Annotated in this window: 24 protein-coding genes; 7 read left to right on the forward strand and 17 right to left on the reverse strand. The window is 70.5% G+C overall.

Features of this window, described 5'->3' with window-relative positions:
* Positions 1–140: 140 nt before the first annotated feature.
* Positions 141–1,862 carry a gamma-glutamyltransferase gene (locus ACQY5G_RS15905; RefSeq protein ID WP_428275606.1) on the forward strand — a complete coding sequence of 574 codons (1,722 nt, stop codon included), beginning with the start codon at positions 141–143 and terminating at the stop codon, positions 1,860–1,862.
* Positions 1,863–1,890: 28 nt separating this feature from the next.
* On the opposite strand, the gene ACQY5G_RS15910 is transcribed toward ACQY5G_RS15905, so the two are convergent.
* From ACQY5G_RS15910 to ACQY5G_RS15945, 8 genes are all read right to left on the reverse strand, one after another.
* Entirely contained in the window at positions 1,891–2,985 is a 1,095-nt protein-coding gene (locus ACQY5G_RS15910; RefSeq protein ID WP_428275608.1) for a flavin monoamine oxidase family protein, read from the reverse strand.
* A 122-nt stretch (positions 2,986–3,107) separates the two neighbouring features.
* The gene (locus ACQY5G_RS15915; protein ID WP_428275610.1) at positions 3,108–3,974 is read right to left on the reverse strand and encodes an FAD binding domain-containing protein; all 867 of its coding nucleotides are present in this window, start codon (positions 3,972–3,974) and stop codon (positions 3,108–3,110) included.
* A complete protein-coding gene (locus ACQY5G_RS15920; RefSeq protein WP_428275612.1) occupies positions 3,971–6,337 on the reverse strand; it encodes a xanthine dehydrogenase family protein molybdopterin-binding subunit in 2,367 nt (788 codons plus the stop codon). The genes ACQY5G_RS15915 and ACQY5G_RS15920 overlap by 4 nt, the downstream gene beginning before the upstream one ends.
* Before the next feature lie 15 nt (positions 6,338–6,352).
* A complete protein-coding gene (locus ACQY5G_RS15925; protein ID WP_428275614.1) occupies positions 6,353–6,820 on the reverse strand; it encodes a (2Fe-2S)-binding protein in 468 nt (155 codons plus the stop codon).
* 86 nt (positions 6,821–6,906) lie between these two features.
* Positions 6,907–9,042, reverse strand: coding sequence for an SUMF1/EgtB/PvdO family nonheme iron enzyme (locus ACQY5G_RS15930; RefSeq protein ID WP_428275616.1), 2,136 nt, complete (start codon positions 9,040–9,042; stop codon positions 6,907–6,909).
* 7 nt (positions 9,043–9,049) lie between these two features.
* Positions 9,050–9,418: a MotA/TolQ/ExbB proton channel family protein gene (locus ACQY5G_RS15935; RefSeq protein ID WP_428275618.1), complete on the reverse strand. Its 369-nt coding sequence runs from the start codon at positions 9,416–9,418 to the stop codon at positions 9,050–9,052.
* Positions 9,419–9,420: 2 nt separating this feature from the next.
* Complete coding sequence (locus ACQY5G_RS15940; RefSeq protein ID WP_428275620.1) at positions 9,421–10,185, reverse strand: hypothetical protein; 765 nt, start codon at positions 10,183–10,185, stop codon at positions 9,421–9,423.
* Positions 10,175–10,501, reverse strand: coding sequence for a PadR family transcriptional regulator (locus ACQY5G_RS15945; RefSeq protein WP_428275622.1), 327 nt, complete (start codon positions 10,499–10,501; stop codon positions 10,175–10,177). The genes ACQY5G_RS15940 and ACQY5G_RS15945 overlap by 11 nt, the downstream gene beginning before the upstream one ends.
* A 211-nt stretch (positions 10,502–10,712) precedes the next feature.
* Here ACQY5G_RS15945 and ACQY5G_RS15950 point away from each other — a divergent pair, with 211 nt between their 5' ends.
* On the forward strand, positions 10,713–11,837 hold the full coding sequence (locus ACQY5G_RS15950; protein WP_428275624.1) for a hypothetical protein: 1,125 nt from the start codon (positions 10,713–10,715) through the stop codon (positions 11,835–11,837).
* Positions 11,838–11,877: 40 nt separating this feature from the next.
* The gene (locus tag ACQY5G_RS15955; RefSeq protein WP_310782179.1) at positions 11,878–12,276 is read left to right on the forward strand and encodes a co-chaperone GroES; all 399 of its coding nucleotides are present in this window, start codon (positions 11,878–11,880) and stop codon (positions 12,274–12,276) included.
* Positions 12,277–12,294: 18 nt separating this feature from the next.
* Here ACQY5G_RS15955 and ACQY5G_RS15960 read toward each other — a convergent pair whose 3' ends face one another.
* Positions 12,295–12,834, reverse strand: coding sequence for a hypothetical protein (locus ACQY5G_RS15960; protein ID WP_428275626.1), 540 nt, complete (start codon positions 12,832–12,834; stop codon positions 12,295–12,297).
* Positions 12,835–13,019: 185 nt separating this feature from the next.
* On the opposite strand from ACQY5G_RS15960, the gene typA reads away from it, so the two are divergent.
* Positions 13,020–14,885 (forward strand): translational GTPase TypA, encoded by a 1,866-nt coding sequence (gene typA, locus ACQY5G_RS15965; RefSeq protein ID WP_428275629.1) that lies wholly within the window; start codon positions 13,020–13,022, stop codon positions 14,883–14,885.
* A 9-nt stretch (positions 14,886–14,894) separates the two neighbouring features.
* On the opposite strand, the gene ACQY5G_RS15970 is transcribed toward typA, so the two are convergent.
* Entirely contained in the window at positions 14,895–16,754 is a 1,860-nt protein-coding gene (locus ACQY5G_RS15970) for a TRAP transporter permease (protein WP_428275631.1), read from the reverse strand.
* Positions 16,751–17,755, reverse strand: coding sequence for a TAXI family TRAP transporter solute-binding subunit (locus ACQY5G_RS15975; RefSeq protein WP_428275633.1), 1,005 nt, complete (start codon positions 17,753–17,755; stop codon positions 16,751–16,753). Before ACQY5G_RS15975 ends, ACQY5G_RS15970 begins: the two co-directional genes overlap by 4 nt.
* Before the next feature lie 213 nt (positions 17,756–17,968).
* Here ACQY5G_RS15975 and ACQY5G_RS15980 point away from each other — a divergent pair, with 213 nt between their 5' ends.
* A complete protein-coding gene (locus ACQY5G_RS15980; protein ID WP_428275635.1) occupies positions 17,969–19,192 on the forward strand; it encodes an ATP-binding protein in 1,224 nt (407 codons plus the stop codon).
* Here the strand turns inward: ACQY5G_RS15980 and ACQY5G_RS15985 are convergent.
* The 5 genes from ACQY5G_RS15985 to ACQY5G_RS16005 all read right to left on the reverse strand — a co-directional run bounded on the left by ACQY5G_RS15985 (position 19,140) and on the right by ACQY5G_RS16005 (position 23,076).
* Complete coding sequence (locus tag ACQY5G_RS15985) at positions 19,140–19,622, reverse strand: hypothetical protein (RefSeq protein WP_428275637.1); 483 nt, start codon at positions 19,620–19,622, stop codon at positions 19,140–19,142. The two genes, ACQY5G_RS15980 and ACQY5G_RS15985, sit on opposite strands and share 53 nt — an antisense overlap.
* 136 nt (positions 19,623–19,758) lie before the next feature.
* Positions 19,759–21,159, reverse strand: coding sequence for a sodium:solute symporter family protein (locus ACQY5G_RS15990; protein WP_428275639.1), 1,401 nt, complete (start codon positions 21,157–21,159; stop codon positions 19,759–19,761).
* A 76-nt stretch (positions 21,160–21,235) separates the two neighbouring features.
* Positions 21,236–21,673 (reverse strand): type II toxin-antitoxin system VapC family toxin, encoded by a 438-nt coding sequence (locus ACQY5G_RS15995; protein WP_428275641.1) that lies wholly within the window; start codon positions 21,671–21,673, stop codon positions 21,236–21,238.
* A gap of 6 nt (positions 21,674–21,679) precedes the next feature.
* The gene (locus ACQY5G_RS16000) at positions 21,680–21,928 is read right to left on the reverse strand and encodes a hypothetical protein (protein WP_428275643.1); all 249 of its coding nucleotides are present in this window, start codon (positions 21,926–21,928) and stop codon (positions 21,680–21,682) included.
* A gap of 38 nt (positions 21,929–21,966) precedes the next feature.
* Complete coding sequence (locus ACQY5G_RS16005; RefSeq protein ID WP_428275645.1) at positions 21,967–23,076, reverse strand: P1 family peptidase; 1,110 nt, start codon at positions 23,074–23,076, stop codon at positions 21,967–21,969.
* A gap of 154 nt (positions 23,077–23,230) precedes the next feature.
* On the opposite strand from ACQY5G_RS16005, the gene ACQY5G_RS16010 reads away from it, so the two are divergent.
* A complete protein-coding gene (locus ACQY5G_RS16010) occupies positions 23,231–23,494 on the forward strand; it encodes a FitA-like ribbon-helix-helix domain-containing protein (RefSeq protein ID WP_428275647.1) in 264 nt (87 codons plus the stop codon).
* Positions 23,491–23,940, forward strand: a complete 450-nt coding sequence (locus ACQY5G_RS16015; RefSeq protein ID WP_428275649.1) for a type II toxin-antitoxin system VapC family toxin — start codon at positions 23,491–23,493, stop codon at positions 23,938–23,940. The genes ACQY5G_RS16010 and ACQY5G_RS16015 overlap by 4 nt, the downstream gene beginning before the upstream one ends.
* Positions 23,941–23,961: 21 nt before the next feature.
* Here the strand turns inward: ACQY5G_RS16015 and ACQY5G_RS16020 are convergent, their stop codons facing one another.
* Complete coding sequence (locus tag ACQY5G_RS16020; RefSeq protein WP_428278720.1) at positions 23,962–25,860, reverse strand: acetoacetate--CoA ligase; 1,899 nt, start codon at positions 25,858–25,860, stop codon at positions 23,962–23,964.
* Positions 25,861–25,867: the final 7 nt, after the last annotated feature.

Consider the following 25,867-nt stretch of genomic DNA (forward strand, 5'->3'; position numbering starts at 1 on the left):
CAATATGAGCCGAACCCTAGTCACGCCCCGTACCGTGCGCAAGTTTCCCGCCGGGCCCCCAGGCGAGGTGCAGTCGCCACTCGAACGCAGCCGGGCTTTTGCCACGGGCGGACGGGACCCGCAAAACCGACGGAGGACCCATGAAGCCAGGCATCCGGGTGTACACCACGACCGTTCTCGCGGTACTTGCGTTCACGGTGGTCCCGCTTCGGCTGGGGGCGCAGAGTGCGCCTCAGGTCGCGCGCTCTGCGGATGGGGTCGTCGTCGCGGCGCAGCCGCTGGCCGCGGCCGCGGGCGCCCGGATGCTGGAACTCGGGGGCAACGCCGCGGATGCGGCCGTCGCTGCCGCGTTCGCGATCTCCGTCGTCGAACCGAGCATGAACAGCATCGGGGGACGGAACCAGATCCTGATTCGGACGCCCGACGGCGGGGTCGCGGGCATCGACGGAACGACGTCCGTCCCGCTGGGATACGACCCGGCCACGGCGCCCCGCGCCGCCTACGGCTATCCGACCGTCGGCGTGCCCGGATCGGTCGCGGGCCTCATGCGCCTGCACGGCGAGTACGGATCCCTCCCGCTGACCACGATCATGGCTCCGGCGATCGATTACGCGGCTCACGGGTTCCGGCTGCTGCCGGGAGAGGCGCGCCGCCAGGCGGGATCGCGCGACCAGGTGGCGGAGTCCGAAGGCGCCCGGCGCTACTACCTGAAGGCGGACGGGTCGCCGTACCGCCCCGGGGACCGGCTCGTGCAGTCCGACATGGCCGCGACGCTGAGGGCGATTTCCCTCGGCGGCGGCGACGCCTTCTACCGGGGGGAGATCGCCGGCCGCATCGCCGACGACATGGCGGCGAACGGCGGCTTCCTGACCCGCGAGGCGCTCGCCGCCTATGAAGCGGAAGACTCGCGGATCGTGCGCGGATCCTATCGGGGGTTCGAGATCGTCGGTTCCGACATCCCGGCCTCCGGCGCGATCGCGATTCTCGCCCTCCAGATCGCCGAGGTCTTCGACCCTGACAGCATGAGCGACGAGGCGTGGGCTTCCGTCATCGCCCAGTCTCTTGCCCTCGCGATGACGGAGTACCGGCGGGACGGTTCCGACTCCTCCGCCGTGCGCGTGACCTCGAAGGCCTTCGCCCGCGAGCTCTCCGGGCGGGTGCGCGTGCCCGCGGAGGCGACGATGGAGGCGGGCGGCGGACCGTGGACGGCGGCGGGAGCCGGAAGTTCATGGCTCGGCGGCGGCGTCGCGGCCCTGGATCTGCCGCCGGAGGATGGCCACACGACCCACCTTTCCGCCGCGGACGGCAACGGCATGGCCATCGCGCTCACGCAGACGATCGGCCCCGGCATGGGAGCGAAGGTCGCCACGCCCGGACTCGGGTTCCTCTACGCCGTGACGCTGGGCGGTTACCTGGGGATCAGCGAACCGGGCGAGCGCGCGCGGTCCGGCATCACGCCGTTCATGGTGCTCGACGACGGCGAGCCGCTGCTCGTGCTGGGGGCGGCCGGCGGCATCCGGATCATCTCGGCGGTCGTCCAGGCCGTGACCCGGGTCGTCGACGACGGTCTGGCGCTGCCCGCCGCCCTCGCGGCGCCGCGCGTGCATCCCGACATGGGGCCGGACGGGCTCGCGGGCTTCTCCGTGGAAGCGGGCCCCGAGGACGGCTGGTCGGGGACTTCGGTGGAGGAATTCCGGGAGATGGGATTCGAGATCACGCCCACGCCGCGGCAGGGCGCGTTCGGGCGCATTCACGGCCTCCAGTACGACGCCGCCACGCGCACCTGGATCGGGGCCGCCGACCCCGACTGGGAGGGCGCCGCCGTGGCGCCCCGCCCCGCCGGGCCGACGCGCGGAGGCTAGAACGCAGCGGGGCTCTTGCCACGGGCTGCTAGGCCGCAGCCGCGCGGGCGCGCGACCCCGTCACCGTCGCGTCGATCTCCGCGGCGGCCCGGAGGCCCGACTGGAGGGCCCCCTGCATCCATCCCCGCTCCCCCGAGGCGTGCTCCCCCGCGAAGTGAATGGGGCCCTCGGGCGATGCGAGTTCCGGGCGCTCCGAAAACGGGGGGTCGTCCCGGGTGTAGGCGGCCCCAATCCAGGGCTGGTGCTCCCATGCGAAGTGGGTCCCGCCCTCCGCGACCGCGCCTGAGCCGGGGAACAGGTCGTCGAAGCGGTCGATGAAACCGGGCACGATGGTGCCGGCTCCCATCGCCGCGACCGCGCGCGCCATGTCTCCGTACAGGTAGGACATCAGGATCCCCCGAGGCCCCTCCTGGTTCCAGGTGGGGTGCCAGAACTCCGAGAACCCTTCCACGAACGACAGTCCCCATCCGTTCAAGCCGTGCTCCTCCCACACCCGCTCCGCATACTGAACGTAGACCCGGGTGACGTCCTGGTAGGAGGTGGCCGCGAAGGCCGCCCGCTTCGCGTTCGAGAGGACGGGGTCGAAGGCGATCCTGTCGATGACGGGGAGGGGGACGGTGCAGATGAGGCGACCGCCCCTCAGTTCCGCCGCCGCGCCGCCGGCGCCGTATGTGGCCACCACTCCGCCGTCGTCCCGGACCACCCTCGTCACCGGCGAGTTGTACCGCACACGGTCTCCGAGCGCTTCGGCGAACGCCAGCGGCAGGGCATCGGTCCCGGCCGGAATCTTGAGCCACCTGTCCCGCCCCCTGTCCAGGAACACGCCCGGCGTCTCCCGGTAGCGGTCCCCCTGCTCGGGAACGAGGAGGTACTCGCCTTCCTGCGTGTAGAAGGGAGAGGTCTCGATGCCGAAGTGGTCGATGTAGCCGAGTGTGCGATCGTGGTCGGGCGGGATACGGGCCGGGCCGGATTCGGCGATGAGCCCGTCGTCGAAGGGTTCGCGAAGCGTCTGGGCCCGGCCCCCGGCCGCGTCTCGGGCTTCCAGAATCCGGACGTCGCGCCCCGCCCGGACCAACTCGTACGCGGCGACGAGGCCGGACAAGCCGGCGCCCACCACGATCACGTCGACCCGATCTCCGGGCGGCGGCGGGGGCGGACCCAGCCCGTTGTCCGAACAGCCGGCGCCCAGGGAGAGAGAGACGAGTGCGCCGCCTCCCTGGACGAGAAAGTTCCGGCGGCTGACCGCTATCGCTGCATCCCCGGACAGCCGGCGGCCTCCGCCACCGCGCGCGCGATCAATACCTGTGCGAGGTGGAGGCGGTACTCCGAACTCGCGTTCTCATCCGCCGGGGGCGTCTCGAGTTCCGACACCTTCGACGCCGCCGCGAGGATCTGCGCCTTCTCGGAGGAGCCGGTGAGCGCCGCCTCGACCGCGTGCGCTCTGAGCGGCGTGCCGCCCATGTTCGTGAGCCCGATCGCGGCGCCCGCGATTCCGGAGTCCGTCCAGTTCACGACCGCGGCCACGCCGACGATCGCCCAGTCCTGCGCGCGTCGCTGGAACTTCTGGTAGGCGCTGCCCCAGCCCTCCCGCTTCGGCACCCGGACGCCGGTCACGATCTCGCCATCGTCCGCCGCCGACATGAACGGGCCGACGAAGAAGTCCGCCGCCGCGACCGAGCGCGTGCCGCCCCGCCCGGCGAGCGTGATCTCGGCGTCGAGGGCGAGCAGCGCCGCCGGCAGGTCCGAGGCCGGATCCGCGTGCGCCACCGAACCGCCGAGCGTGCCCCGGTGCCGCACCTGGGGGTCGCCGATCCCCTCCGCCACCTTCGCGAGGAGACCGCTCCCGCCCGTGAGAGCGGCCGCGCCGGCCACCTCGTGGTGCGTCGTCAGGGCTCCGATCGTGACCGAATCACCATCGTCCCGCACGCCGCGCAGTTCATCGATGCCGCCGATGTCCACGAGCAGCGAAGGCCGGGCCAGCCGCAGCCGCATGAGCGGCAGGAGCGAATGTCCGCCGGCGAGCGGCCGCGCGTCCTCGCCGCCCGCCGCGAGCAGGCTCAGCGCCTCATCGAGAGACGAAGCGCGCTCGTAGTCGAAAGACGCGGGGATCATGCCTCACCTCCCTGGGCCGCCTGAATCGCTCGCCACACCCGTTCCGGACTCGCCGGCATCGGGACGTCCGTCACGCCGAGATGCGAGAGCGCATCCACGATCGCGTTGATCACCGCCGGCGCGGACCCGATCGTCCCCGCCTCGCCGATCCCCTTTACCCCCATCGGGTTCGAGGTGCTCGGCGTCACCGTCCGATCCGTCTCGAAGGACGGGAACTCCGCCGCGGAGGGCACGAGATAGTTGACCATCGACGAGGTCTCGAGCGTCCCGTCCTCCGCGTACGTCGCCTCCTCGTACAGCGCGGCCGCGATCCCCTGCGCCACGCCGCCGTGCACCTGGCCGTCCACGATGACGGGGTTGATCACCGGCCCGCAGTCGTCCACCGCGATGTAGCGGACGAGATCCACGGCGCCCGTCTCCGTATCCACTTCCACGACGGCCACGTGCGTGCCGAAGGGAAAGGTGAAGTTCGGCGGGTCGTACACGCAGCTCGCCTCGAGCCCGGGCTCCGAGTCCTCGGGCAGGCTGTGGGCCGTCCACGCGGCGAAGGCGAGTTCCGGCATCGACTTCGTGCGGTCCGGCACCCCCTTCACCGAGAAGGTCCCCGCCTCGTACTCGAGGTCCTCCGGCGCGACCTCGAGCAGGTGCGCCGCGAGCCCCTTCGCCTTGTCGACGACCCGGTCGCACGCGTTGTGGACCGCGACCCCCGCCACCGCGAGGCTGCGGCTCCCGTAGGTGTTCATCCCGTGCGGCGCCACGTGGGTGTCTCCATGGAGGACCGTGACGTCCTCGTACGGAATCCCGAGCGCGTCCGCCGCGATCTGGGACCAGGAGGTCACGTGCCCCTGCCCGTGCGGCGAACTGCCCGTCACGACCTCCGCCTTTCCGGTCGGCAGCATGCGCACCGTCGCCGCGTCCCAGCCGCCGGCGGCGTACTTCAGCGAGGCGAGCACCTGCGAGGGCGCGAGCCCGCAGATTTCCACGTAGGACGAGAATCCGACGCCGATCTGCCTGCTGCCCCCTCCCTCCCTGCGCTCCGCCTGGTCGCTCCGGAACCCGTCGTAGTCGAGCAGTTCCAGCGCCCGGTCGAGCGCGGGCTCGTAGTCGGCCGAGTCGAAGGCGAGCCCGCCCGGGCTCTGCACCATGTCGCCGGCCGGGAGGAAGTTCCGCCGCCGGATCTCCGCCGGATCCACGCCGACCTCCCGCGCGAGCGAGTCGATCGCCCGCTCGATGGCGTAGGTCGCCTCGGGCCTGCCGGCGCCCCGGTAGGCGTCCGTAGGGGTCGTGTTCGTGAACACGCCCGTGCACTCGAAGTGATACGCCTCCCCGCCGTAGCAGCCGCAGTAGAGGAAGGCGCCCAGGAGCGGCACCCCCGGCGCCACGAGCTGCAGGTAGGCGCCCATGGCCGCGAGGATGTGGACGCGGTATCCGAGGATGTCGCCGTCGGAGGTCGCCGCGATCTCGATCTCCTGGACCTGGTCGCGGCCGTGAATCGTGGCGAGGTATCCCTCGCTGCGGCCGGCGACCCACTTGACCGGCTTCCCCAGGCGGCGCGCAAGGGCGATGCAGAGCGCCTCCTCGGCGTACACGTTCAGCTTCGAACCGAAGCCGCCGCCCACGTCGGAGGGCGCGATGACCCGGATCTGCGACTCGGGAATCCCCAGCGTGAGCGCGAACAGCACCTTCGCGACGTGGGGAATCTGCGTCGTGGACCACACCGTGAAGTCGCCCGTCGAGGGGACGGGCTGCGCGACGACGGCGCGCGGCTCCATGGCGTTCGGGATCAGCCGCGGCTGCGTGTAGCGCTCCCTGACGACGACATCCGCCTTCGCGAACGCCTCATCCACCTCGCCGTTCGTCAGCGCCCAGGTGTAGCTCTTGTTGTCGTCGAACGACTCGTGCACGCGCGGCGCGCCGTCGGCCGCCGCCGCCTCCACGTCCACGACCGCGTCGAGCACCTCGTAGTCGACCTCGACGAGTTCCGCCGCGTCGAGCGCCGCGTTGCGGCTCGTGGCGACGACGACCGCCACGGCATCGCCCACGTAGCGCGCCACGTCCTGCGCCACCGGCCAGTGATCGGGGATCCGGATGTCGTCGGTCACGGGCCACGCCATGGGGAGCCCCGCCGCCCATTCATCTGCGAGATCCGCGCCGCTGTACGCCGCAACCACGCCCTCCGCGGCCGCGGCGGCGGAAACGTCCACCGAGTTGATGCGCGCCGACCCGTGCGGACTTCGCACGAGCGCCGCGTGAAGCATGCCGGGCAGCGTGAGGCCTTCCAGGAACTGGCCCTGCCCCGTGATCAGCTTGGGATCCTCTTTTCGTGGGACCCCGCCGCCAACGTATTTCTCAGCCGTCGCCATGTTCTCTCTCCTCGCCTAAGAGCCCATGTCGTCGGCGGCCGCGAGCACCGCCTTGACGATGTTGTGGTAGCCGGTGCACCGGCAGAGGTTGCCCTCCAGCGCGAGCCGGACTTCGTCCTCCGTCGGCGACGGGTTCTCATCCAGATATCCCACCGCGGCCATCATCATCCCGGGCGTGCAGAACCCGCACTGGAGGCCGTGCTGCTCGTGGAACGCCTTCTGAACGGGGTGCCAGTCGCCGTTCGACGCGAGACCCTCGACGGTCGTCACCTCCGCGCCATCCGCCTGGACGGCGAGCACGGTACACGACTTCGCCGACTGACCGTCCAGCAGGATCGTGCAGGCGCCGCACGAGGACGTGTCGCAGCCCACGTTCGTGCCGGTCAGTTCGAGTTGTTCGCGGATGAAATGAACGAGGAGGGTGCGGGGTTCGACGTCCGCCTCGTGCCGAACCCCGTTCACGGTCATGGAGATGCGCTTCATGCGGCCACTCCTGATCCTGTGCCGGCGGGAGCGCCGATGGAGCTCCCGGAACGGGACTCATCCGGCCGCCCGTCGGCCGGGGGGATTCAGTCTAGAACGGGCCGCGGGGCCGGTGCAACCGGGCCGGGCCCGGGAGTCGGCGGGAGTGGCTGGCGGGCGGGGTCCGGCGGTGCCGGGTCGAGGGTGAGGGCGATGCGGAAACCTGTCCCGCCGCCGACCTGCGCGTGGGCGTGGCGCTCTTCGGCGGTGGCCAGAATGCTCCCGCCGCTGCGCCACGCCGAGCGCACCGTCCAGCAGTCGGCCACGAGTTCGGACACGTTGCCGAGCATGTCGTGCAGTCCCCACGGATTGGGCGGGAGCGCTCCCGTGGGTGCGGTGGACCCCACCTCCCACTCGAGGCCGCACTCATCGCATACCGCATGCCCGCGCCCGACTTCGTCTCCCCACCAGCGGGCGGTCGTCGTCCCCGCGCGGGCCGCGTATTCCCACTCGGCGCTGCTCGGCAGCCGGTACGGCCGGCCGGTCGTCTCCCTCAGCCAGGCGAGGTACGTCTCGGCGTCGACGAGGGAGACGTGGACCACGGGACGGTCTCCCCGTCCCCATCCCCTGTCCGTGGGCTCGTAGTCGCATCCTCCCTCGGCTACGCACCGGTCCCATTCGTCGAACGTGACCTCGTATTTTCCGATGGCGAACCGGTGTCCGAACTGGACCCGTACCCGCGGACGCTCCCTCTCCCGCGTGAACTCCGGCCGCTTCGGCTCCCGGTCGAGCCTCAGGCGCCGGTCCTCGCCCTCGGCCCGCCCCATCACGAATCCACCCGGCGGCAGTTCGACCATGACCGGGCAGAAGTCGCAATCCCTGAATTCACGCAGACCCGCCGAGTTGGGCTCGGGCGGGCGCCGGGGAGGGGCCGACGCCGCGGCGGCGGGCGATTGTGTGGTCAAGCTCAGCACCGACCCGATCCGCCGGGGGGCGCTCCCACGCGAGGGCGCACTCCCGCCGGGCGCGCCCGTGGCGCCTGCCGCCTCGGCGCTCCCCACGCCTGGCGCTGCCGCACGGCGTTCCGTTCCCACTTCGTACAGCGACACCCTCAGCTCTCCCGTCTCCATCACCGGCCGCACCGTCACCAGCCGCGACGGCGACGCGAATCCGACGGGGATGGCGGGGATGTCGAGCGTCCCCAGGTATTCGCCTCCGGCTCCCAGCACATCGATGACCTCGGGGAGGAGGCCGCCCACCCGCCGCGACACCCACAGCCCGCCCGCCGGATCGGGCGTGAACCCGACGATGGGAGACAGGACGTCCTCGTGCCCGGTGGCGTCGACGACTTCCCCGGCCGTCACCCCGCACTGCCGCATGAGGCTCCGGTACGGGCCCGGGCCGAAGGAGAGCGACGCCATCGCCATCCTCCGTGTGGCCGGGATCGCCGGGGCCGCCGCCCGGCGCACACTGGCGAAGACCGCGCCTCGCGCGAAGGCATCGATGCGAAACCCGTCCCCGTTCACGTACCAGAGTGTGTCGCCGCGGCTCGCCCACACGACGTCCGGCGCGAACACCTTCGGGGCGGGCATGGAGGCGCACGGCAGTTCCATGAGCGACAGTTCCCGCCGCACGACGTGGACCGGTTCGGCTCCGCGCGGCGTATGCACCGACAGCGTCTGGTCCATCGACAGATCCGCCGTGACCGAACCCACGGTCGCGAACCAGTCCGCCGCCCCGCCCTCGCCGACCGCGAAGCCCGGTCCCCAGTAGCCCGCCGGCAGCCGTTCCTCCCCTTCGAACGCTCCCTCCGGGGACCAGCGGCTGAGCACCCCCCGCCTCGCATCGAGCGCCACGAGCGTCCTCCCCGGCGCCAGCGTCAGCGCGGACACGCCACGAAACTCGCCCGGACCTTCGCCCGCGCGTCCCAGCGCCTCCACGAAAACGCCCGAGGCGTCGAAGACGGCGACCCGTGCACCCGTCACGTCCGCGACATGGATGCGCCCGGCCGTCGGGTCCACCGCCACGCCCCACGGAAGTGCCGTGAGCGCGCTGTCCGGCGTCATGAGATCCGCGATGTGCGCCGCTCCGCCCGCGAACGGCGCGTCGGACGCCTCGTTGCCGACGATCGCCACCCCCGCCGAGTCGCGCCGCGAGGCGCCGCCGATGTCTTCCTCCGGCTCCGGGGCGCAGGCTCCGGCCCCGACGGCGAGACCCGTGACGACGAGCGTTCGGAACGGCATCGGCGCGTCAGGCCGGTTCGCGTCGGCCGCTCGCGTATTGCAGGACGAGCCAGGCGACTGACGCGAAGCCGAGGATCAAGAGACCGACGATGGACGAGCCCAGGGCGACCTGGATCCCGCCCCACACCAGCGACGCGCTCACCTCTCCCGCCCGCGAGATGGCTTCGGCCGCCAACCACACGCCGACCAGCGATCCGAGCACGCCGAGGCACGCGGCGAGGGCGCCGAAAATCAGAATCGAGTGGATGCGCAGGCCGACCGCCGGAGCGCCGGGGCGGACAAGGTCGACCGTCGCGCGCACGATCTGGACGAGCATCAGGATCAGGACGATCCAGATCGGATACTGGATGAATCCGAGCGATTCCAGGAAGGACATCGTTACCTCCGCCGTGATGAGGTTGGTGTGAGCCGCGAGGCGAAGAAGGCCGAAATGCGGCGTTCCATCGTCTCGTCGCTGATCAGCCGCGGGGTGATCGCGAGCCAGCCGAAGAGTCCGAAGATGGCCGCGCCGAATCCGAGCGCGGCGAAGGAGACGATGCGGCGGACGGCGTCCCACATGGCCGGCGGCGCAAAATCTTCGGCCGCAAGCGCTTCGAAGGCGCCGTATCCCTCCCGGGCGGCGCCGAGCGCCCCGAGGGCGACCGCGAGGACGATGAGCCCGATCTGCCGCTCCCACAGCCGGTGTCTCAACTCCGGCCGCAGGTCCCCGTCGATCCACAGGCGCTTGGCGGCCCGGGTCCAGTTCGCGGCGAGAAGGGCGACCACGATGACCTGGGGCCAGGCCAGCACCGCCGCGGACCCGAGCGGACCCGACGCGACCATCGTGACGAACGCGACCGCCCCGGCCAGGCCCGTGGCTGTGACGATGCCGAGACGTTCCGCCCGGTCGATCCACCCCACACTCCGCGCCCAGCGGCCCAGGGGCGGCGCATGTTGCGCCTCGAGCTGCGCGAGCGTCTCCGTGCCCGGCACGACCCGGCGGAGGGCGGCGCGGCGCGCCTGGGCCGGTCCGTATCCGCGACGTTCCAGTTCGGCCTGCAGCGCCTCCGCGTCGGCGTCGACTTCCTCCAGCAGGTCGAGGCGGCGCCGCGGCGGCACCGCGAGACTCCGCTCGAGGTCGGCGAGGGGGTGTTCAGGCCGCATGGGTGCCCCCGAAGAGTTCCAGCAGCACCCGAAACTGCCGCTCCAGCTGCGCCGTCCCCTCGGCGAGTTCGGCACGGCCGGCGTCGGTGAGTTCGTACGTCTTCCGCCGCCGGCCCTCCCCGCCCCATGTGCCGCGCACGTGCCCGCCGGTCTCGAGCCGGTGCAGAATCGGGTAGAGCGTCCCGTGCTGAAACGAGAACGCGCCCCCCGTCCGTTCCTCCACGGAGAGCGCGATCTGGTATCCGTGCGCGGGCCCCCGCTCCAGGACGGCGAGCACGAGCAGTTCGTTGATTCGCTTCGAGAGAGTGACCTGCACGATGCAATCTCCACGGCAAAGGCAACATCCCGTCACGAGCCGACCGTTGAGACAAGATATAAAGATAATCTTTATATCGCAAATCTGCATACGATGAAGCGGCGTCGTTTGCGGGTATCCCCGATCGAGCCCGTCCGCGACATTGGGGACCGGCGGCGGGATCGCGCGGTCTTGCAAACGTCCGCCGCCAGCGAAGAGATCGACGAAACGAATGTATACGACCTGCATCTTTTGCCACGGCGACCTTGGCCGGAACGAGGCCATCGAGGAGTTCCCTGTCGGCCGCCGCCTCGCGTTCGATGGCGCGAGGGGGCGGCTGTGGGTCGTCTGCCGGCGCTGCGAGCGCTGGAACCTCTCCCCCCTGGACACCCGCTGGGAGGCGATCGAAGCGTGCGAACGCGCCTTCGAGACCACCCGCATGCGGGTCGCCTCCGACAACATCGGTCTCGCGAAGCTCAAGGAGGGCCTCGAGCTCGTCCGCGTCGGCGACCCCGTCCGGCAGGAGTTCGCCGCGTGGCGCTACGGCGACCAGTTCGGCCGGCGCCGCAAGCGGGCCGCGCTCATCACCGGGGCCGTGGGGGCGGCGGCGGGCGGAGTCGTCGTCGGCGGCACGCTCGCCGGATTCGCGATGGGCGGCATGTTCCCGGGGCTCTTTCAGGCGGCTCAGGCCTGGTATCGGGACCGCGTCCTCCTCCGTCTCAGGGACGAGGGTGGAGATCCGATCCGGATCCAGCGAAAGCACCTCTATACCTCCCGTCTCGTGCCGAGCGCGGACGCCGCGGGATGGGATCTCCGCGTCGATCACATCCCGGGTTGGGACAAGTGGGGGAAGACCAACAAGCGCAAGAACCGGCGGCACACGATGATCGTTCACGGGAGCGAGGCGATCGGCCTGGCCGGCCAGCTCATGGCGCACGCCAACCGGCGCGGGGGAGCGCGGAAGGCGGTGCGCGACGCGGTCGGGAGGATCGAGGAGGCGGGACACCCGGAGGCGTTTCTCCCCGTGGCGGCGCGCCACGCCATGAACGACTTCTCCGGTTCCGGCAAGGCGGACCTGTCGGCGAAGAAGATCGAGGGCTTGATGAAACCCCTTCCGGGCACGCTCACCGGCCTCAAGGTGGACATGCGGCTGGCGATCGAGATGGCGACGCACGAGCAGGCGGAGCGCGAGGCCCTGGAGGGGGAGCTGAAGGAGCTGGAAGCGCGCTGGCGCGAGGCGGAGGAGATCGCCCGCATCGCCGACAGCCTCCTCGTCCCCGAGGGTGTAGACAGCTTCATCGCCGACGAGCGCGAGCAGATCGACGAGGACCCGGCGAGGGGAGCCCGCGCCGGCTGAGAGCCTGTCCGGGACCGCCCCGGCCCCCTATCGTGCCCGAATGAGCGAAAAGAGACTCATCGTCGTCGGCGACCGCGTGCTCATCGAGCCCCTGGAGGGTGAGGAGCGCACGGACGTCGGCCTCTACCTCCCGCCCACCGCGATCGACAAACAGGCCGTGCAGGCGGGAACGGTCGTGGCCGTCGGCCCCGGGACTCCGGTCGGGCCGCCCGCCGAACTCGACGACGAACCGTGGAAGATCGGCGCGACCGAAGCCCGCTATCTCCCCATGCAGGCGCGGCCGGGAGACTACGCTCTCTTCTTCCGGAAGGCCGCGGTGGAGATCACGTTCGAGGGCACGCAGTACCTCGTCGCGCCACAGGGCGCGATCCTCACACTCGTCCGCGAGGAGGGTGAGGGCGAGGAAGCCGCCGAGGGCTTCGACCCCTCCTTTCTCTAGCCGCCCGCGCCAAGCGGGTTACCGGTCGACGGGGCCGATCCGGTTGGGACGCAGGGAATGGCAGTTCACCTCCCAGGACGTCGCCCGGGCCTGAACCGGGGCGTCGCCCGTCGCGGACGCGGCGGCCGCCTGTCCCCGAAGCCGCGCCACCGCCCGTCCGACCATCTCCCCGCGACTGCGGCGCAGCGCCACGGCCCCCCGCACCTCGGGACTCGACCACACGACCCACAGCGTGTCGGCCCGCGTGAACCAGCGCGTCTCCATGCCGGAGAGGTCCCCGTCACCCTCGAGAGCGACGGCCTTGTAGGCGGTCATCTCCCTCCCGTACGCGTCGACGGAGTCGGCGAACAGCATGAGCGACCGCACCGTGGGCGGGCCGGCTTCCGGAGGCTCGCCGCCATTGTCCGCGAGCCAGGTGTCGAACCGGAGGTGCCGGCAGCCGAGGAAGTCCCACAGGCGGAGATCGGCGGGTTCGGGCGGAGGCGGGGGCTCGACCTCCCGGAAGCGGAACCAGATCGAGCCCCAGACGAAGACGGCCGACAGTCCCACGGCCACCATCCATCGCTTGGTCTTCAGTTCCCACCTCCGCTCGTGCCCGAATCGCCGCGGCCAACCTGGCGGCCAACCTAGCGGAGCCCTCGTCGCCACGCACAGCTTTTGGTCCGGGGCCCGCGACCGTAGGATATCCCCGCGATTCCCCGCCGTTTCCCCCCAACCACGAGTACGCGGAAGTCGAGGCGCGTTTGGCACCCCCGCCCGGGAAGATCCGGAACATTGCGATCATCGCCCACGTCGATCACGGGAAGACGACGCTCGTCGACCACATGCTGCGGCAGGCCGGCGCCTTCCAGTCGCACGAGCGGGTCGAGGAACGCGTCATGGATTCGAACCCGCTGGAGCGCGAACGCGGCATCACGATCCTGTCGAAGAACACGGCCGTGCGCTGGGGCGAGACGAGGATCAACATCGTCGACACGCCGGGCCACGCGGACTTCGGGGGCGAGGTCGAGCGTATCCTTCGGATGGTGGACGGCGTGCTCCTCCTGGTGGATGCGGCCGAGGGACCGATGCCGCAGACGCGCTTCGTCACGCGGAAGGCGCTCGCGCTCGGCCTCGCGCCCATCGTCGTGATCAACAAGGTTGACCGGCCCGAGCAGCGCGCGGCGGAGGTCCACGACGAGGTGCTGGAGCTGTTCCTGGAGCTCGACGCGACCGATGCCCAGCTCGATGCCCCCTTCCTTTACGCGAGCGGACGCGACGGCTGGGCGTCGCCGGACCTCGAGGCGCGAGATGGGAACCTGGAGCCGCTGTTCGAGACGATCGTCGCGGGAGTCCCCAACCCCGCCGGCGACCCCGAGGGACCGTTCCAGATGCTGGCCTCGACGCTGGATCACTCCAGCTACGTGGGGCGCATCGCGATCGGCCGCATCGAGCGGGGCACCGTAGCCGAGGCGGACCGGGTGGTGCTGCTGCCGCTCGGGGAGCCCGGACCCGTGCCCGCCGACGACGCGCTCCCGGCCCGGGTGCTCAAGATCTACGGCTTTGACGGGCTGAAGCGCGTAGAAACGCCCCGCGCGAGCGCCGGCGACATCGTGGCGCTGGCCGGACTCGAGGGAGTGGAGATCGGCCAGACGATCGCCGACCCCGACCACAGGGAGCGTCTCCGCGGAATCGCGGTCGAGCGGCCCACGCTCGCGGTGGACTTCCGGGTCAACGACGCCCCCTTCGCCGGACGGGCAGGCAAGTACGTGACGACGCGGCAACTGCGCCAGCGCCTCCTCCGGGAAATCGAGCGGAACGTGGCCCTTCGCGTCGAGCCGACGGACTCGCCCGACACCTTTTCCGTCTCGGGCCGCGGGGAACTCCATCTCACGATCCTCATGGAAACCATGCGCCGGGAGGGGTACGAGTTCTCCGTCTCACGGCCGCGCGTCCTCCTGCGCGAGGGTCCCGATGGGGAAATCCTGGAGCCGTACGAAGAAGCGGTGATCGAGGTCCCGGCGGAGATGGTCGGCGTGGTGATGGAGAAGATGGGGAGCCGGCGGGCCGAACTCCTCTCGATGCGGCCGACGGACCAGGGTCCGGTGCGCCTCGACTTCAGGCTCCCGTCGCGCGGGCTGTTCGGATACCGCTCCGAGTTCCTCACGGACACGCGCGGCGAGGGCCAGTTGCACCACCGCTTCCTCGAATACGGACCCCGGGCCGGACACCTCGAACACCGGCGGAAGGGCGTGCTCGTCGCCGACCGCCCGGGGACGTCCGTCGCCTTCGCCCTCTTCAACCTCCAGGAGCGGGCCGAAATGCTGATCGGCCCCGGCGTCGAGGTCTACAGCGGGATGATCGTGGGCGAGCACGTCCGCCCGGGCGACCTCGAGGTCAACGTGTCGAAGGGCAAGAAGCTCACGAACATGCGCGCCGCCGCCGCGGACGAGAACGTCCGCCTCGAGCCCCCGCGCGAACTCACGCTGGAGCTGGCCCTCGAGTTCATCAACGACGACGAGTTGATCGAGGTGACGCCCGACGCGATCCGCCTCCGCAAGCGCAGCCTCGACCCGATCGCGCGCAAGAAGGCGATGCGCCGCGCCGCCGCCGAGGCCCGCGAAGCCTGACGCCAACCGCTACGTGGTGCCGCGTGCCCTCCGGGCGTGGAGGGCGAGGACCACAGCCGCCAGCAGCACTCCGGCGATCCGCACCGGGTCGTTCGGGACCAGGATGAGAGCCCCGGCCACGGCGAACAGGGCGCGCTCGGCGGCGCTGCACGCGGCCACCGCGAAGCCCTCGATCGCGTATGCGACGGCCGACACGAGCGCGACCGTGCAGACGATGGCGAAGACGAAGTCCGTCACCGCGGTGCCCTCCACCAGGATCAGCGCCGAGTAGGCCATCATCGCGGGCACGATGAAGAACCCGAGCGAGAGCTTCACGGCCTGGGTCGCCGTCCGCATGGGCGCCGAGCCCGCGACCCCGGCCCCCGCGAAGGCGGCGAGCGCGATCGGCGGCGTCACGTTCGAGGTCTGCGAGAGCCAGAAGATGATCATGTGCGCGACGAGGAGGGAGAGCCCGAGACCCTCCAGCGCCGGCGCCGCCATGACCGAGATCACGATGTAGGCCGCCGTCACCGGGAGCCCCATCCCGAGGACGAGCGCCGCGATCGCGATGAAGATGAGGGCGAGCCAGAGCAGCCCGCCCGCCGCCTGCACGACGGACTCCGTGAACTGGAGACCGATCCCCGTCTGCCCGATCACGCCCACGACGATCCCGGCGGTTGCGCACGCGAGCGAGATCGGCAGCGCCAGAACCGCTCCTGCCCGCAGCCCCTCGAGGATCGTGCGCCACCCGACCCGCGTCTTCTTCCGCGCCATTCCGGTGAGGACGACCGCGAGGCAGCCCACGGCCCCCACGAGCGGCGGTGAGTAGTTGAGGAGGAGGAGCGCGACCACGAGCCCGAGCGGAAGGAGGAAGTGGACGCCCTCGCTCAGCGTGCGCCGGACCGGAGGCGGGTTCTTCATCCCCCGCAGCCCCAGTTTCAGCGCCATGAGGTGGACGAATAGGAGCGTACACCCGAAGTAGAGGATCGCGGGGGCGACGGAGAGCGCGACGATCTCCCGGTACGGGGTGTTCGTGAAGTCCGCCATGATGAACGCGCCCGCGCCCATGATCGGCGGCATGATCTGCCCGCCCGTGGAGGCCGCCGCCTCGATCCCGCCCGCCTGCTCCGGGCGGTAGCCGAGCTTCTTCATCATCGGGATCGTGAGCGCGCCCGTCGTCACCGTGTTCGCGATCGCCGAGCCCGAGATCGATCCCATGGCCGCCGACGCGATGACGCTCGCCTTGGCCGGCCCGCCCCGGAACCGGCCCGCGGCGGCGAAGGCGAGGTCGATGAAGAAGCGCCCCGCCCCCGTCACCTCGAGGAACGCGCCGAAGAGGACGAAGATGAACACCGTCCCCGCCGCGATCCCCAGCGGCGTCCCGAACAGCCCCGCCCCCGTGAAGATCTGGAAGCGCAGGATCCGCTCGAGGGTGAAGCCCCGGTTCGCGATCACGTCGGGCAGCAGGTCCCCGAACCCCGCGTAGAGGAGGAAGACGAGGCCCACCGCGACCATCACCCAGCCCACGGCGCGGCGCGTCGCCTCGAACAGGAGGACGAGGAAGACGGCGCCCGCGACCAGGTCGTGCGTCGTGAGTCCGTACAGGATGTGGTCGACCCCGCGGTAGTCGAAGCCCACGATCACCCATCCGCAGTAGAGGGCGACGAGCGCCAGCGCGGCGTCGAGCCACAGGCTCCAGCGGGGCGCGGGCCCGTCGCGCGTCCAGGAGGGCTTGGCGAGGAAGGTGAGGACGAGCACCCAGCCGAGGTGGATCGGGCGCGCGAGCGTGGCGGAGAGCGTGCCGCTCGTGCTCTGCCAGAGCTGAAAGAGGGAGAGTCCGACCGCGAGGCCGAGGAGGATGTGCCGCCAGGGCGGCCGTCGGGTCGTCAACGCGTGCGCTGAGACGGGAGGTCGCTGCGGCCTGCCGGGGTCTCGTCGTAGTAGCGACGGGCGCCGGGGTGCAGCGGAAAGTCGCCCACGTCCCGCGCCGAGGCCGGCGTGATGAAGCTCGCGACGCCGGAGATCTTCTCAAGGTCGGCGCGGCGCTCGATCATCGTGCGCGTGAGGTCGTAGGCGAGGCCGTCGTCCATCGCGTCCAGCACGACGAGCAGGTTCCAGAGGGTCGGCGTGAGCACCGGCTCGTCCACGCCCCGGTACACGCCGGGCGGCATCACGAACCCGGAGTAGGCCGGCTCCGCCCGCACGATCGTCGCGATCTCCTCCTCGGTGAACGGCACGAGGACCATGTCCCGCGACACGCCGATCTCGACCACGGCCGGCATCCCCACGCCGCCCGCGATGAACCCTGCGTCGAGCGTTCCATCCTTGAGCCCGTTCGACATCTGCGCGTAGTTGAGCTGCCGGACGGTGAAGTCGGACTCCCCGATCCCCATCGCCTCGAGCACGTTCCAGGCGGTGACGGCGTTCCCCGACCCCGGGGGGCCGACCGACACGCGACGGCCGCGGAGGTCGTGCACCGACGTGATCCCGGTACTCCGGATCGTCACGAGGTGGACGACGTTGGGATAGAGCTTCCCGAGGGAGAGGAGCGGCATGGGTTCGGGGAAGCGCCCGCTGCCGGCCAGCGCCGCGGCGAGGGCGTCCGCCTGCGTGAAGCCGACCTCGCTCTCCCCCTTCGCGACCTGGATGAGGTTCGTCACGGAGCCGGCGGTCGTCTCCGCCTTCATGTTCACGCCGTCGACGTGCCGCGACCAGATGGAGGCAAGCCCGCCCCCGAGCGGGTAGTACAGCCCGTTCGTGTTGCCCGTCGCGACCGAGAGCGTCTGCCGCCCCTCGCCCCCGCACGCCGCAGCAACGAAGACTCCTGCGACGCCGATACTTCCTGCGAGCCCCCTCATGAGGCGCTGCAGGGCAATCCCGCGTCGCGTCATCCCATTCTCCCCAACCACTGGCGCGCGCATCGGCCGCTCCGGTCTGCGTTGCCTCTCGACTGCACGGCGCTGCTATGCTTCCCCGTCGCACCCCGTCTGGCAAGCGGCTCCTCGCCGGGCTTCCGGCGTTCGGTCTCACTTCCGCCGCTACACGAAGACCTCGCGTCGACACTAAACCTTGTAAATTCGGAATAAGATTCCTAAAATCCAAGCATGAACAATGTGCTGATCCCCCGGATGCTGCGGTCACAGGTAGAGGAGCACCTCGCACTCTTCCCGGCGGTCGGGATCCTCGGTCCGCGTCAGGTCGGGAAGACGACGCTCGCGAGGGCGATCACGGACGCCCGGGCGGAGACCTCCCACGGGGAGCCCGGCCGGTCGGAGGGGGGCTTGTACCTGGATCTGGAGAATCCGGCGGACCTCTCTCGTCTGGCCGAGGGATCGGGGTATCTCGATGGAGTGACGGACCGGCTCGTCGTACTCGACGAGATTCAGCGGGCACCCGGGTTGTTCCGTGAACTGCGAGGGATCATCGACCGGAGGATCCGGCGGGGCGAACGGGCCGGACAGTTCCTCATCCTCGGATCCGCCTCGCTTGATCTGCTGCGCCAGTCCGGAGAGAGCCTCGCCGGCCGTATCGGCTACCTCGAACTCGGTCCGCTGGATGTGCGCGAGGTCGAGGAGAGCCGACTGCTGCGCCTGTGGAGCCGCGGCGGTTTCCCGCCGAGTTTTCTCGCTCCGTCGGATGGGGCGAGCGCGCTCTGGAGGGAGAACTTCATCCGGACGTATCTCGAACGCGACATCCCCCAATTGGGGCCGCGGATTCCCGCCCAGACGCTGCGGCGCTTCTGGACCATGCTCGCGCACTCGCAGGGCGGGCTGTTGAATGCGTCGCAGCTGGCCGGGAGCCTCGCCGTGGACGGCAAGACAATTGCCAAATACGTCGATCTCATGGTCGATCTTCTCCTCGTGCGCCGTCTTCAGCCGATCCACGCGAACGTCCGCAAGCGGCTGGTGAAGTCGCCGAAGATCTATCTGCGCGACAGCGGCATCCTTCACGCCCTGCTGGGGATCCCGAGTCTCGACGCCCTCCTCGGCCATCCGGTGGCAGGCACCAGTTGGGAGGGCTTCGTCATCGAGACGCTGATTCGTGCGGCACCGGACAGTTTGACGCCGCCGGGCTTCTACAGGACCGCAACCGGGGTGGAGATAGATCTGATCCTGGACGTGCCGGGGTCTCTCAGGTGGGCCATCGAGGTCAAGCGCGGACTCGCGCCTCGCGTCGGCAAGGGGTTTCGCATCGCGCTCGAAGATGTGAAAGCCGACCGGGCCTTCGTCGTGTACGGCGGTGACGACCGCTATCCGGTGGGAGGCGGAGTCGAGGTCATTGGACTGCGGGAACTGGCGACGGAACTGGCGGCCCTCGTTCGCGAATAAGGTCGGCAAGGTCGCGTATCTCCTCGCGCAGGCCGCCGATTTCTTCGCGCATCTCCGCACGGAGGCTGCCGATTTCTTCGCGCATCTCCGTCCGCAGATCACGTATCTCTGCCCGGAGATCGCGCATCTCCGCCCGGAGATCGCGCACTTCCGATTCGAGCCCGGTCACCCGCGCGTTCAGGTCGGCCACGCCGGCCACGAGCTGCACCTGCGTTTCGCCGAGCGTCAAGGTCCGGTTCCACACGAGCGTGAAGGCCGCCGCCACGACGCTGAGCGCGAGCGTAAGCGAGAACGCCAGGCTCCAGCGCGTGATCGTGATGCGGTCCGCGGCCCCCGGCCGCCGAACGCCCGCGCGGGGTCGGCGGTCCTCAACGCGCGCCGCGCCGGCATCCGCTCCGGATTCGAGTGTTTGTGCCTTCGGATCAGGCATGGACGATCCCTCGGTTGATGATCTCAAGCTAGCGATTCGAGCTACCGTACCAAAGTCGCAAACGAGATCAACGGAGCGTCAACCAGGAAGTCTCACGCCCCGAGTTTCCTGCTTCGGGTACAGGGGCGCCGATACGTCAGCCCGTCCGCAGGCGTCCACGCGCAACGGCGACGAGGGCGAAGGCGGCGGCGGAGACGATGAGGCCGATGAGCGTCCGGTCGAGGAGGACGGGCGCGTCGGCGGGGGCGAAGATCCGGACGGCCGCCAACGCGGCGAGCCCGGCGCCGACCGCAGCCAGCGCCTCCGGGACGCCTGCGCGCCGGGAGTGCAGCCCGGCAGCCACCGGCACGAAGAGGCTCACGCTGAGGATCGAATAGAAGATCGTGAGCGACGCGATCACGCTCTCGAGCCAGAGGGCGAGCAGCACGCCGAGGGTCCCGCCGAGGATGGCGGCGCCGCGCGCCACGCGCAGCACGGCCCTGTCCGGGGCCTCGGGTCTCAGGAATCCCTTGTACAGATCCTTCGAGAGCGATGTCGAGAGCATGAAGAGTCCGGCGTCGGCCGAACTCACCTCGGCGGAGAACACCGCGGCGAGACCGAGGAGTCCGAGCGCCGGCGGCAGCGCCGTGGCGAGGAGCATGGGCAGCGCCTGCTCGCGGCTGACGAGCGCGGGATCGTACACGCGGGCGATCATGCCGAGCAGCGTCGGCGCGAAGGCGAACAGCACGAGCCCGACGCCGGCGGCGAGGAGGCCGATCCGGATCGCCCGGGGGCCCGTCGCTCCGTAGACCTTCTGCACGAGCCCGGGAGAGATGATGAACGCGGGCGCGAGGAGGGCGATGTAGACCCAGCCGGACCCGCCTCCGTGCCACAGGTTCAGGTAGTCCGGCGATGTGCGCGCGGCGGCGGCCTCGACGGCGGACCAGCCGCCGATGTCGGAGAGCGCCCACGGGATCGCGACCGCGAACCCGGCGAGCAGCACGACGAGCTGGACGAGGTTGACCCAGGCCGACGCCACGAGACCGCCGGCGCTGAAGTAGACGATGACGACGATCCCGCCCAGGAGCGCGCCGATCCAGCGCGGCGTGCCGGCGACGACCGAGACGATCTCGGCCATGGCGATGAGCTGCCCGGACACGATGGTGAGCGTGGCGAACCAGAGCAGGACGGCGATGAGCAGCCGGACGGAGCGGCCGTACCGCAGGTCCAGGTAGTCGCCCATGGTGAGGAGCCCGTGGCGCGCGGCCACCTTCCAGATGCGCGGCCCGATCCACAGGGCGAGGAGGATCGTCCCGATGCCGGCCGAGCCCACCCACCACCACGCGCTGAGCCCGTCGCGGTAGCCGAGCCCCGCCGCACCCACCGTCGTCCCCGCCCCCAGGTTGGCGGCGAGCACCGTCGCGAACAGCAGAACCGGCCCGAGCTTGCGGTCCGCCACGAAGAAGCTCCCCGCCCGCCCGACCCGGCGCCCGATCCACGCCCCCAGCACGACGAGCCCCGCGGCGTACGCGAGAAGCACCCACAGCCCGCTGCTCATCTGATCACTGGCGCTTTGTCACGTCCGACGGGACTCAACACCTCTCCGACGACTTGGCGCGTGATGTTCGTCCCCTTCACGAAGGACGCAGGGGATGTTGCCATCTGAGTTCGGGGAAACGCCCGAAATCGGCGTCGGCCGAGACCATGGTGCAGCCGTGTTCCAAGGCGACCGCTGCGTGCTGGGCGTCCGCGACCAGCTTTCCGGTGGCGCCCGCCGCACGGCACAGTCGTTCGAAGATCGCCATGTGATCGGGGCCAGGACCAATGATTCGAGCGTTCGGACGCTCCGTGAGCGAAGACACGAAGGCGAATGCCGCGTCGAGGGTGACGGGAGGATCGAACGCCCGTGCGTGGGTCACGATGCGAATGAAACCGGAAAGAACGAGAACGGAGAGCGCGAAGGGCTCCGGCCCCGTGGCCATGCGAGTGACCCACCGAGCATATGCGGCGTGCTCCGGGGTCGAACCGTCGATGTGTGCGTAGATCAGTACGTTGACATCGGGAAGAATCACGGAGAATCAGCCGCGTCCGAAGCGGGCAGCATCCTCATCGGCCTCCAGCGCTCTGGGCCGGTCAAGATCGATGCCGGGACGGGGTCGTGAGCGCACCGTCACGAGTCTAAAGGGCGGCGGCTCAGGATCCTCACGCCGCTTCAGCGCGTCGTCCAGCGTCTTGGCGATAAAAGCGCTCACACTCATCCCCTGCGCCGCCGCTTCGCGTCGCACCTGTCGGTTGAGCCGGTCATCGAGGGAAATCGTCGTTCGCATTGTGAAAAGAATAACAGTAATGCATCACTGCATCAACATCAGTTGCCGGAGGATGCCAGATCTGCGACGGAGGGGAGGCCGGGGAGGCCGGTGGCGGCGCGGACGGCGCGCAGGATTGCTTCGGCGACCATGTCCGCGGCGAGCGCTCCGATCCGCGACAGGCCACCCTCGTCGCGGTGCCGGCCGGTGGCGAGGCCGAACAGGGTGTCGCCGTCGCTCGGGGTGTGGGCGGGATAGACCGCGCGGGCGAGGCCGTCGTGCGCCATCTGCGCGACCTTCGTGATTTCGGCCTTCGTGAGCGTCGCGTTCGTCGCCACCACGCCGATCGTCGTGTTCTCGACCGAGGCGTCGTCGCCCGGCGGCGGCACCTCGCCCTGCCGCAGCAGCGCGCGGGCATCCGCGAAGCCGGTCCCGTCCTCGGTGCGGACGCCGGCCACGATCTCGCCGGTGGCCGGATCGACCACGTCGCCGACGGCGTTGACCGCCACGGCCGCAGCCACGGTGAGGCCGTCCTCGAGGGTGATCGAGGCGGTGCCGATCCCTCCCTTCATGGCGCGGCCGCGGCCGCGGAGCTTCCCCACCGTCGCTCCGGCCCCCGCGCCCACACTCCCCTCGGCGGGCGGTGCCGCGTTCGCCGCGCGGGCGGCCTCGTAGCCGCACTCCGGCCCGGGCCGGACGGACCCGCCGCCGATACCGAGGTCGAACAGGATCGCCCCCGCGACGATCGGGACGACGTGGTCCCCGGCCCGGTACCCGATCCCGCGCTCCTCGAGATACCGGACCACGCCCGACGCCGCGTCGAGCCCGAACGCGCTCCCGCCCGAGAGCACGATGGCGTGGGCTTCCTGCACGCTGTTCACCGGATCGAGCAGGGCGATCTCCCGCGTCCCCGGCGCCCCGCCCCGCACGTCGACGCCGGCCACGGCCCCGTCCTCGGCCAGGACGACCGTACAGCCCGTGGGCCGCTCATCCAGCGTGAAGTGCCCCAGCGCGAGCCCCTCGACCGCCGTGATCCCGCCTGCCGCCGAATCCGCCGTCTCCTGCGCCACACACCCTCCCGCCGCGAGAAATCCGCCCACCACGCCGGCCGCCGCGAGCGCGACGCGCCGCGCAGGGTACGGCCCCGGAAGCTCCGGCGAGAGTGTCATGCGAACAATGTAGCACGGACGCCCCGACGGGGTGCCGGCATCGGCAAGCAACGCGGTACTCGGCGGTCGAGCCGGCCGCACGCGGATGCTTGCAAGCGTTATGTGCTAGCACTAGTCTCCGCTTACCGACGACCGATTTCGAGGAGTCGAGCATATGGGGAACACGATTACCGTCCGGGACATCGATCCGGGCGACAAGGCCTGGCTCCGCCGGGAGGCCCGCTACACCGGCATCTCAATGGAGGAGTTCGTTCGCCGCCTGATTCGCGAGAAGCGGGAGAATGCCGCCGGCGAGACGAGGCCTTCGCAAGTCTTCGAGAGGTACTTCGGGTCGGAGTACGGGGTGGAGCTGCCCGAGCCTTCGCGCCACGGGTACAGGCCGTTCCTGTTCGACGATGAGGGCGGAGGCGAAGCGTGAGGCAACCCCTCCGCTGGCTCCTCGATACAAACGTGGTCTCGGAGATGATGCGTCCGTCTCCCGACCCGCGAGTGGCCGGGTTTCTCGACGGAATCTGGGCCCAGGGAGTCGGTCTGGCGTCCGTCACGGTGTGGGAGATCCTCAACGGAATCGGCCGCATGGACGCTGGCCGGCGGCGGGAACGGCTGGCCGAGCGGTTCCAGGGCCTTCTGGATGATCTCTTTCGCGAACGGGTGCTCGACTGGACCCTCAGCGACGCCCGGGCCTGCGCCCGCATCATGGAATCGAAGAGGCGGCGAGGCGAGCCGCTGGACGACCACCTGCCGGACGCGCTGCTGGCGGGCGCGGCCGCGCGTCACGGCCTCACCCTGGTCACGCGGAACGAGCGGGACTTCCGGAACACGGGCATCGAAGTGGTCAACCCTTGGGCGGACAGGTCGCGTTGATCCGCCGGCCTCGCCGCCCTGCTACGCCCGGAGTTCCGGGCGGTCGCGGTAGTCGTCGAGCGCCTCGGGGTTCGCGAGCGCCTCGACGTTCTTCACCGACTCTCCCAGTACCACGGCCCGCACCGCGAGTTCCGAGATCTTGGCGCTCTTCGTCCGCGGGATGTCCGCGACCTCGAGAATCCGCGCCGGAACGTGCCGGGGCGAGGCGTTCTTCCGGATCTCCCGCCGGATCCGCGCCTCCAGATCCTCGTCCAGACTCCGGCCCTCCGCGAGCCGCACGAAGAGGACGACGCGCGTGTCGTTCTCCCACGGCTGCCCGATGACGATGGATTCCAGCACCTCCGGCATCCGGTCCACCAGCCGGTAGATCTCCGCCGTCCCGATCCGCACCCCGCCCGCGTTCAACGTCGCGTCGGAGCGGCCGTAGATCACGACACCGCCGTGCTCCGTCCACTCCATCCAGTCGCCGTGCCGCCAGACGTTGGGATACATGTCGAAGTACGCCGCGTGGAAGCGGCTCCCGTCGTGGTCTCCCCAGAACCCCGTCGGCACCGACGGGAAGGGCGCCTTGCAGACGAGTTCCCCCTTCCCCGACGGCATCGACCCCCCCTTCTCATCCCACACATCCACGTCCATGCCCAGCGACGGCGCCTGGATCTCGCCCCGCCACACCGGGAGGAGCGGGTGCCCGACGACGAACCCCGCGCACAGGTCCGTCCCGCCCGAAATGGAGGCGAGGTGGACATCCGGCTTCACATCCCGGTACACGTAGTCGAACCCCTCCGGGACGAGCGGAGACCCGGTGGAGAGCATCGTCCGCACCGAGGAGAGATCGTGCGTCTCCCGCGGCCGGAGGCGCGCCTTCCCGAGTGCGTCGATGAACTTCGCGGACACGCCGAGTTGGGTCATCCGCACCTCGTCCGCGTAGTCGAAGAGGACGTGCGGCCCGGGGTGGAAGGGCGAGCCGTCGTACAGGACCACGGTCGCCTCGCTCGCCAGCGCCGAGGAGAGCCAGTTCCACATCATCCACCCGCAGGTGGTGTAGTAGAAGGCCCGGTCCCCCGCCCGGATGTCGGCGTGAAGCTGATGCTCCTTCAGGTGCGTGAGGAGGACCCCGCCGGCCGCGTGGACGATGCACTTCGGGACGCCGGTCGTGCCCGAGGAGAAGAGGATGTAGAGGGGATGGTCGAACGGGAGCCGCCGGAACTCGATCTCACGGGGTTCCCACGGGCCGATGAAGTCGTCGAACAGGACGGCGCCCGGGATCGCGGAGATGTCCGGGTCGGGGTCGGTGTGGGGGACGATGATCACGCGCTCCACCGAGGGGAGGCGCCGCACGATCTCCGGCAGACGGTCCAGGCTCGAGTACCGCTTCCCCTGCCAGAAGTAGCCGTCGGCCGCGAGTAGGACGCGCGGTTCGATCTGGCCGAAGCGGTCGAGCACGCCCTGTACGCCGAAGTCGGGCGAGGCGGTGGAGATCGTGGCCCCGAGGCTCGCCGAGGCGAGCATGTACACGATGGATTCCGGCATGTTGGGCACGTAGCCGGCCACCCGGTCGCCGAGTTCGATTCCGAGCGCGTCCAGCCCCTGGGCGAGCCGCGAGGTGGCGTCGTGCAGTTGCGCCCACGTGAGGTCGCGGCGGACGCGGTCCTCGGCCCGGAAGAGGAGCGCCGGCCCGTCATCCCGGCGCCGGAGCAAGTTCTCCGCGTAGTTCAGCCGGGCGTCGGGGTACCAGCGCGCCCCCGGCAGGCGGTCGAAATCGACGACCACGCGCTCCCCGCGCTCCCCGATGACGCCGCATGAGTCCCACACCGCGTTCCAGAACGCCTCCGGCTCGCGGATCGACCAGCGCCACAGCGCCTCCGGGGAGTCGGCGTCCGCCCCGCATTCCTCGTTCGCGAAGCGCGAGAAGCGCGCCATGTTCGTC

It is taken from the genome of Candidatus Palauibacter sp., from assembly GCF_965261555.1.
Lineage (GTDB): Bacteria > Gemmatimonadota > Gemmatimonadetes > Palauibacterales > Palauibacteraceae > Palauibacter.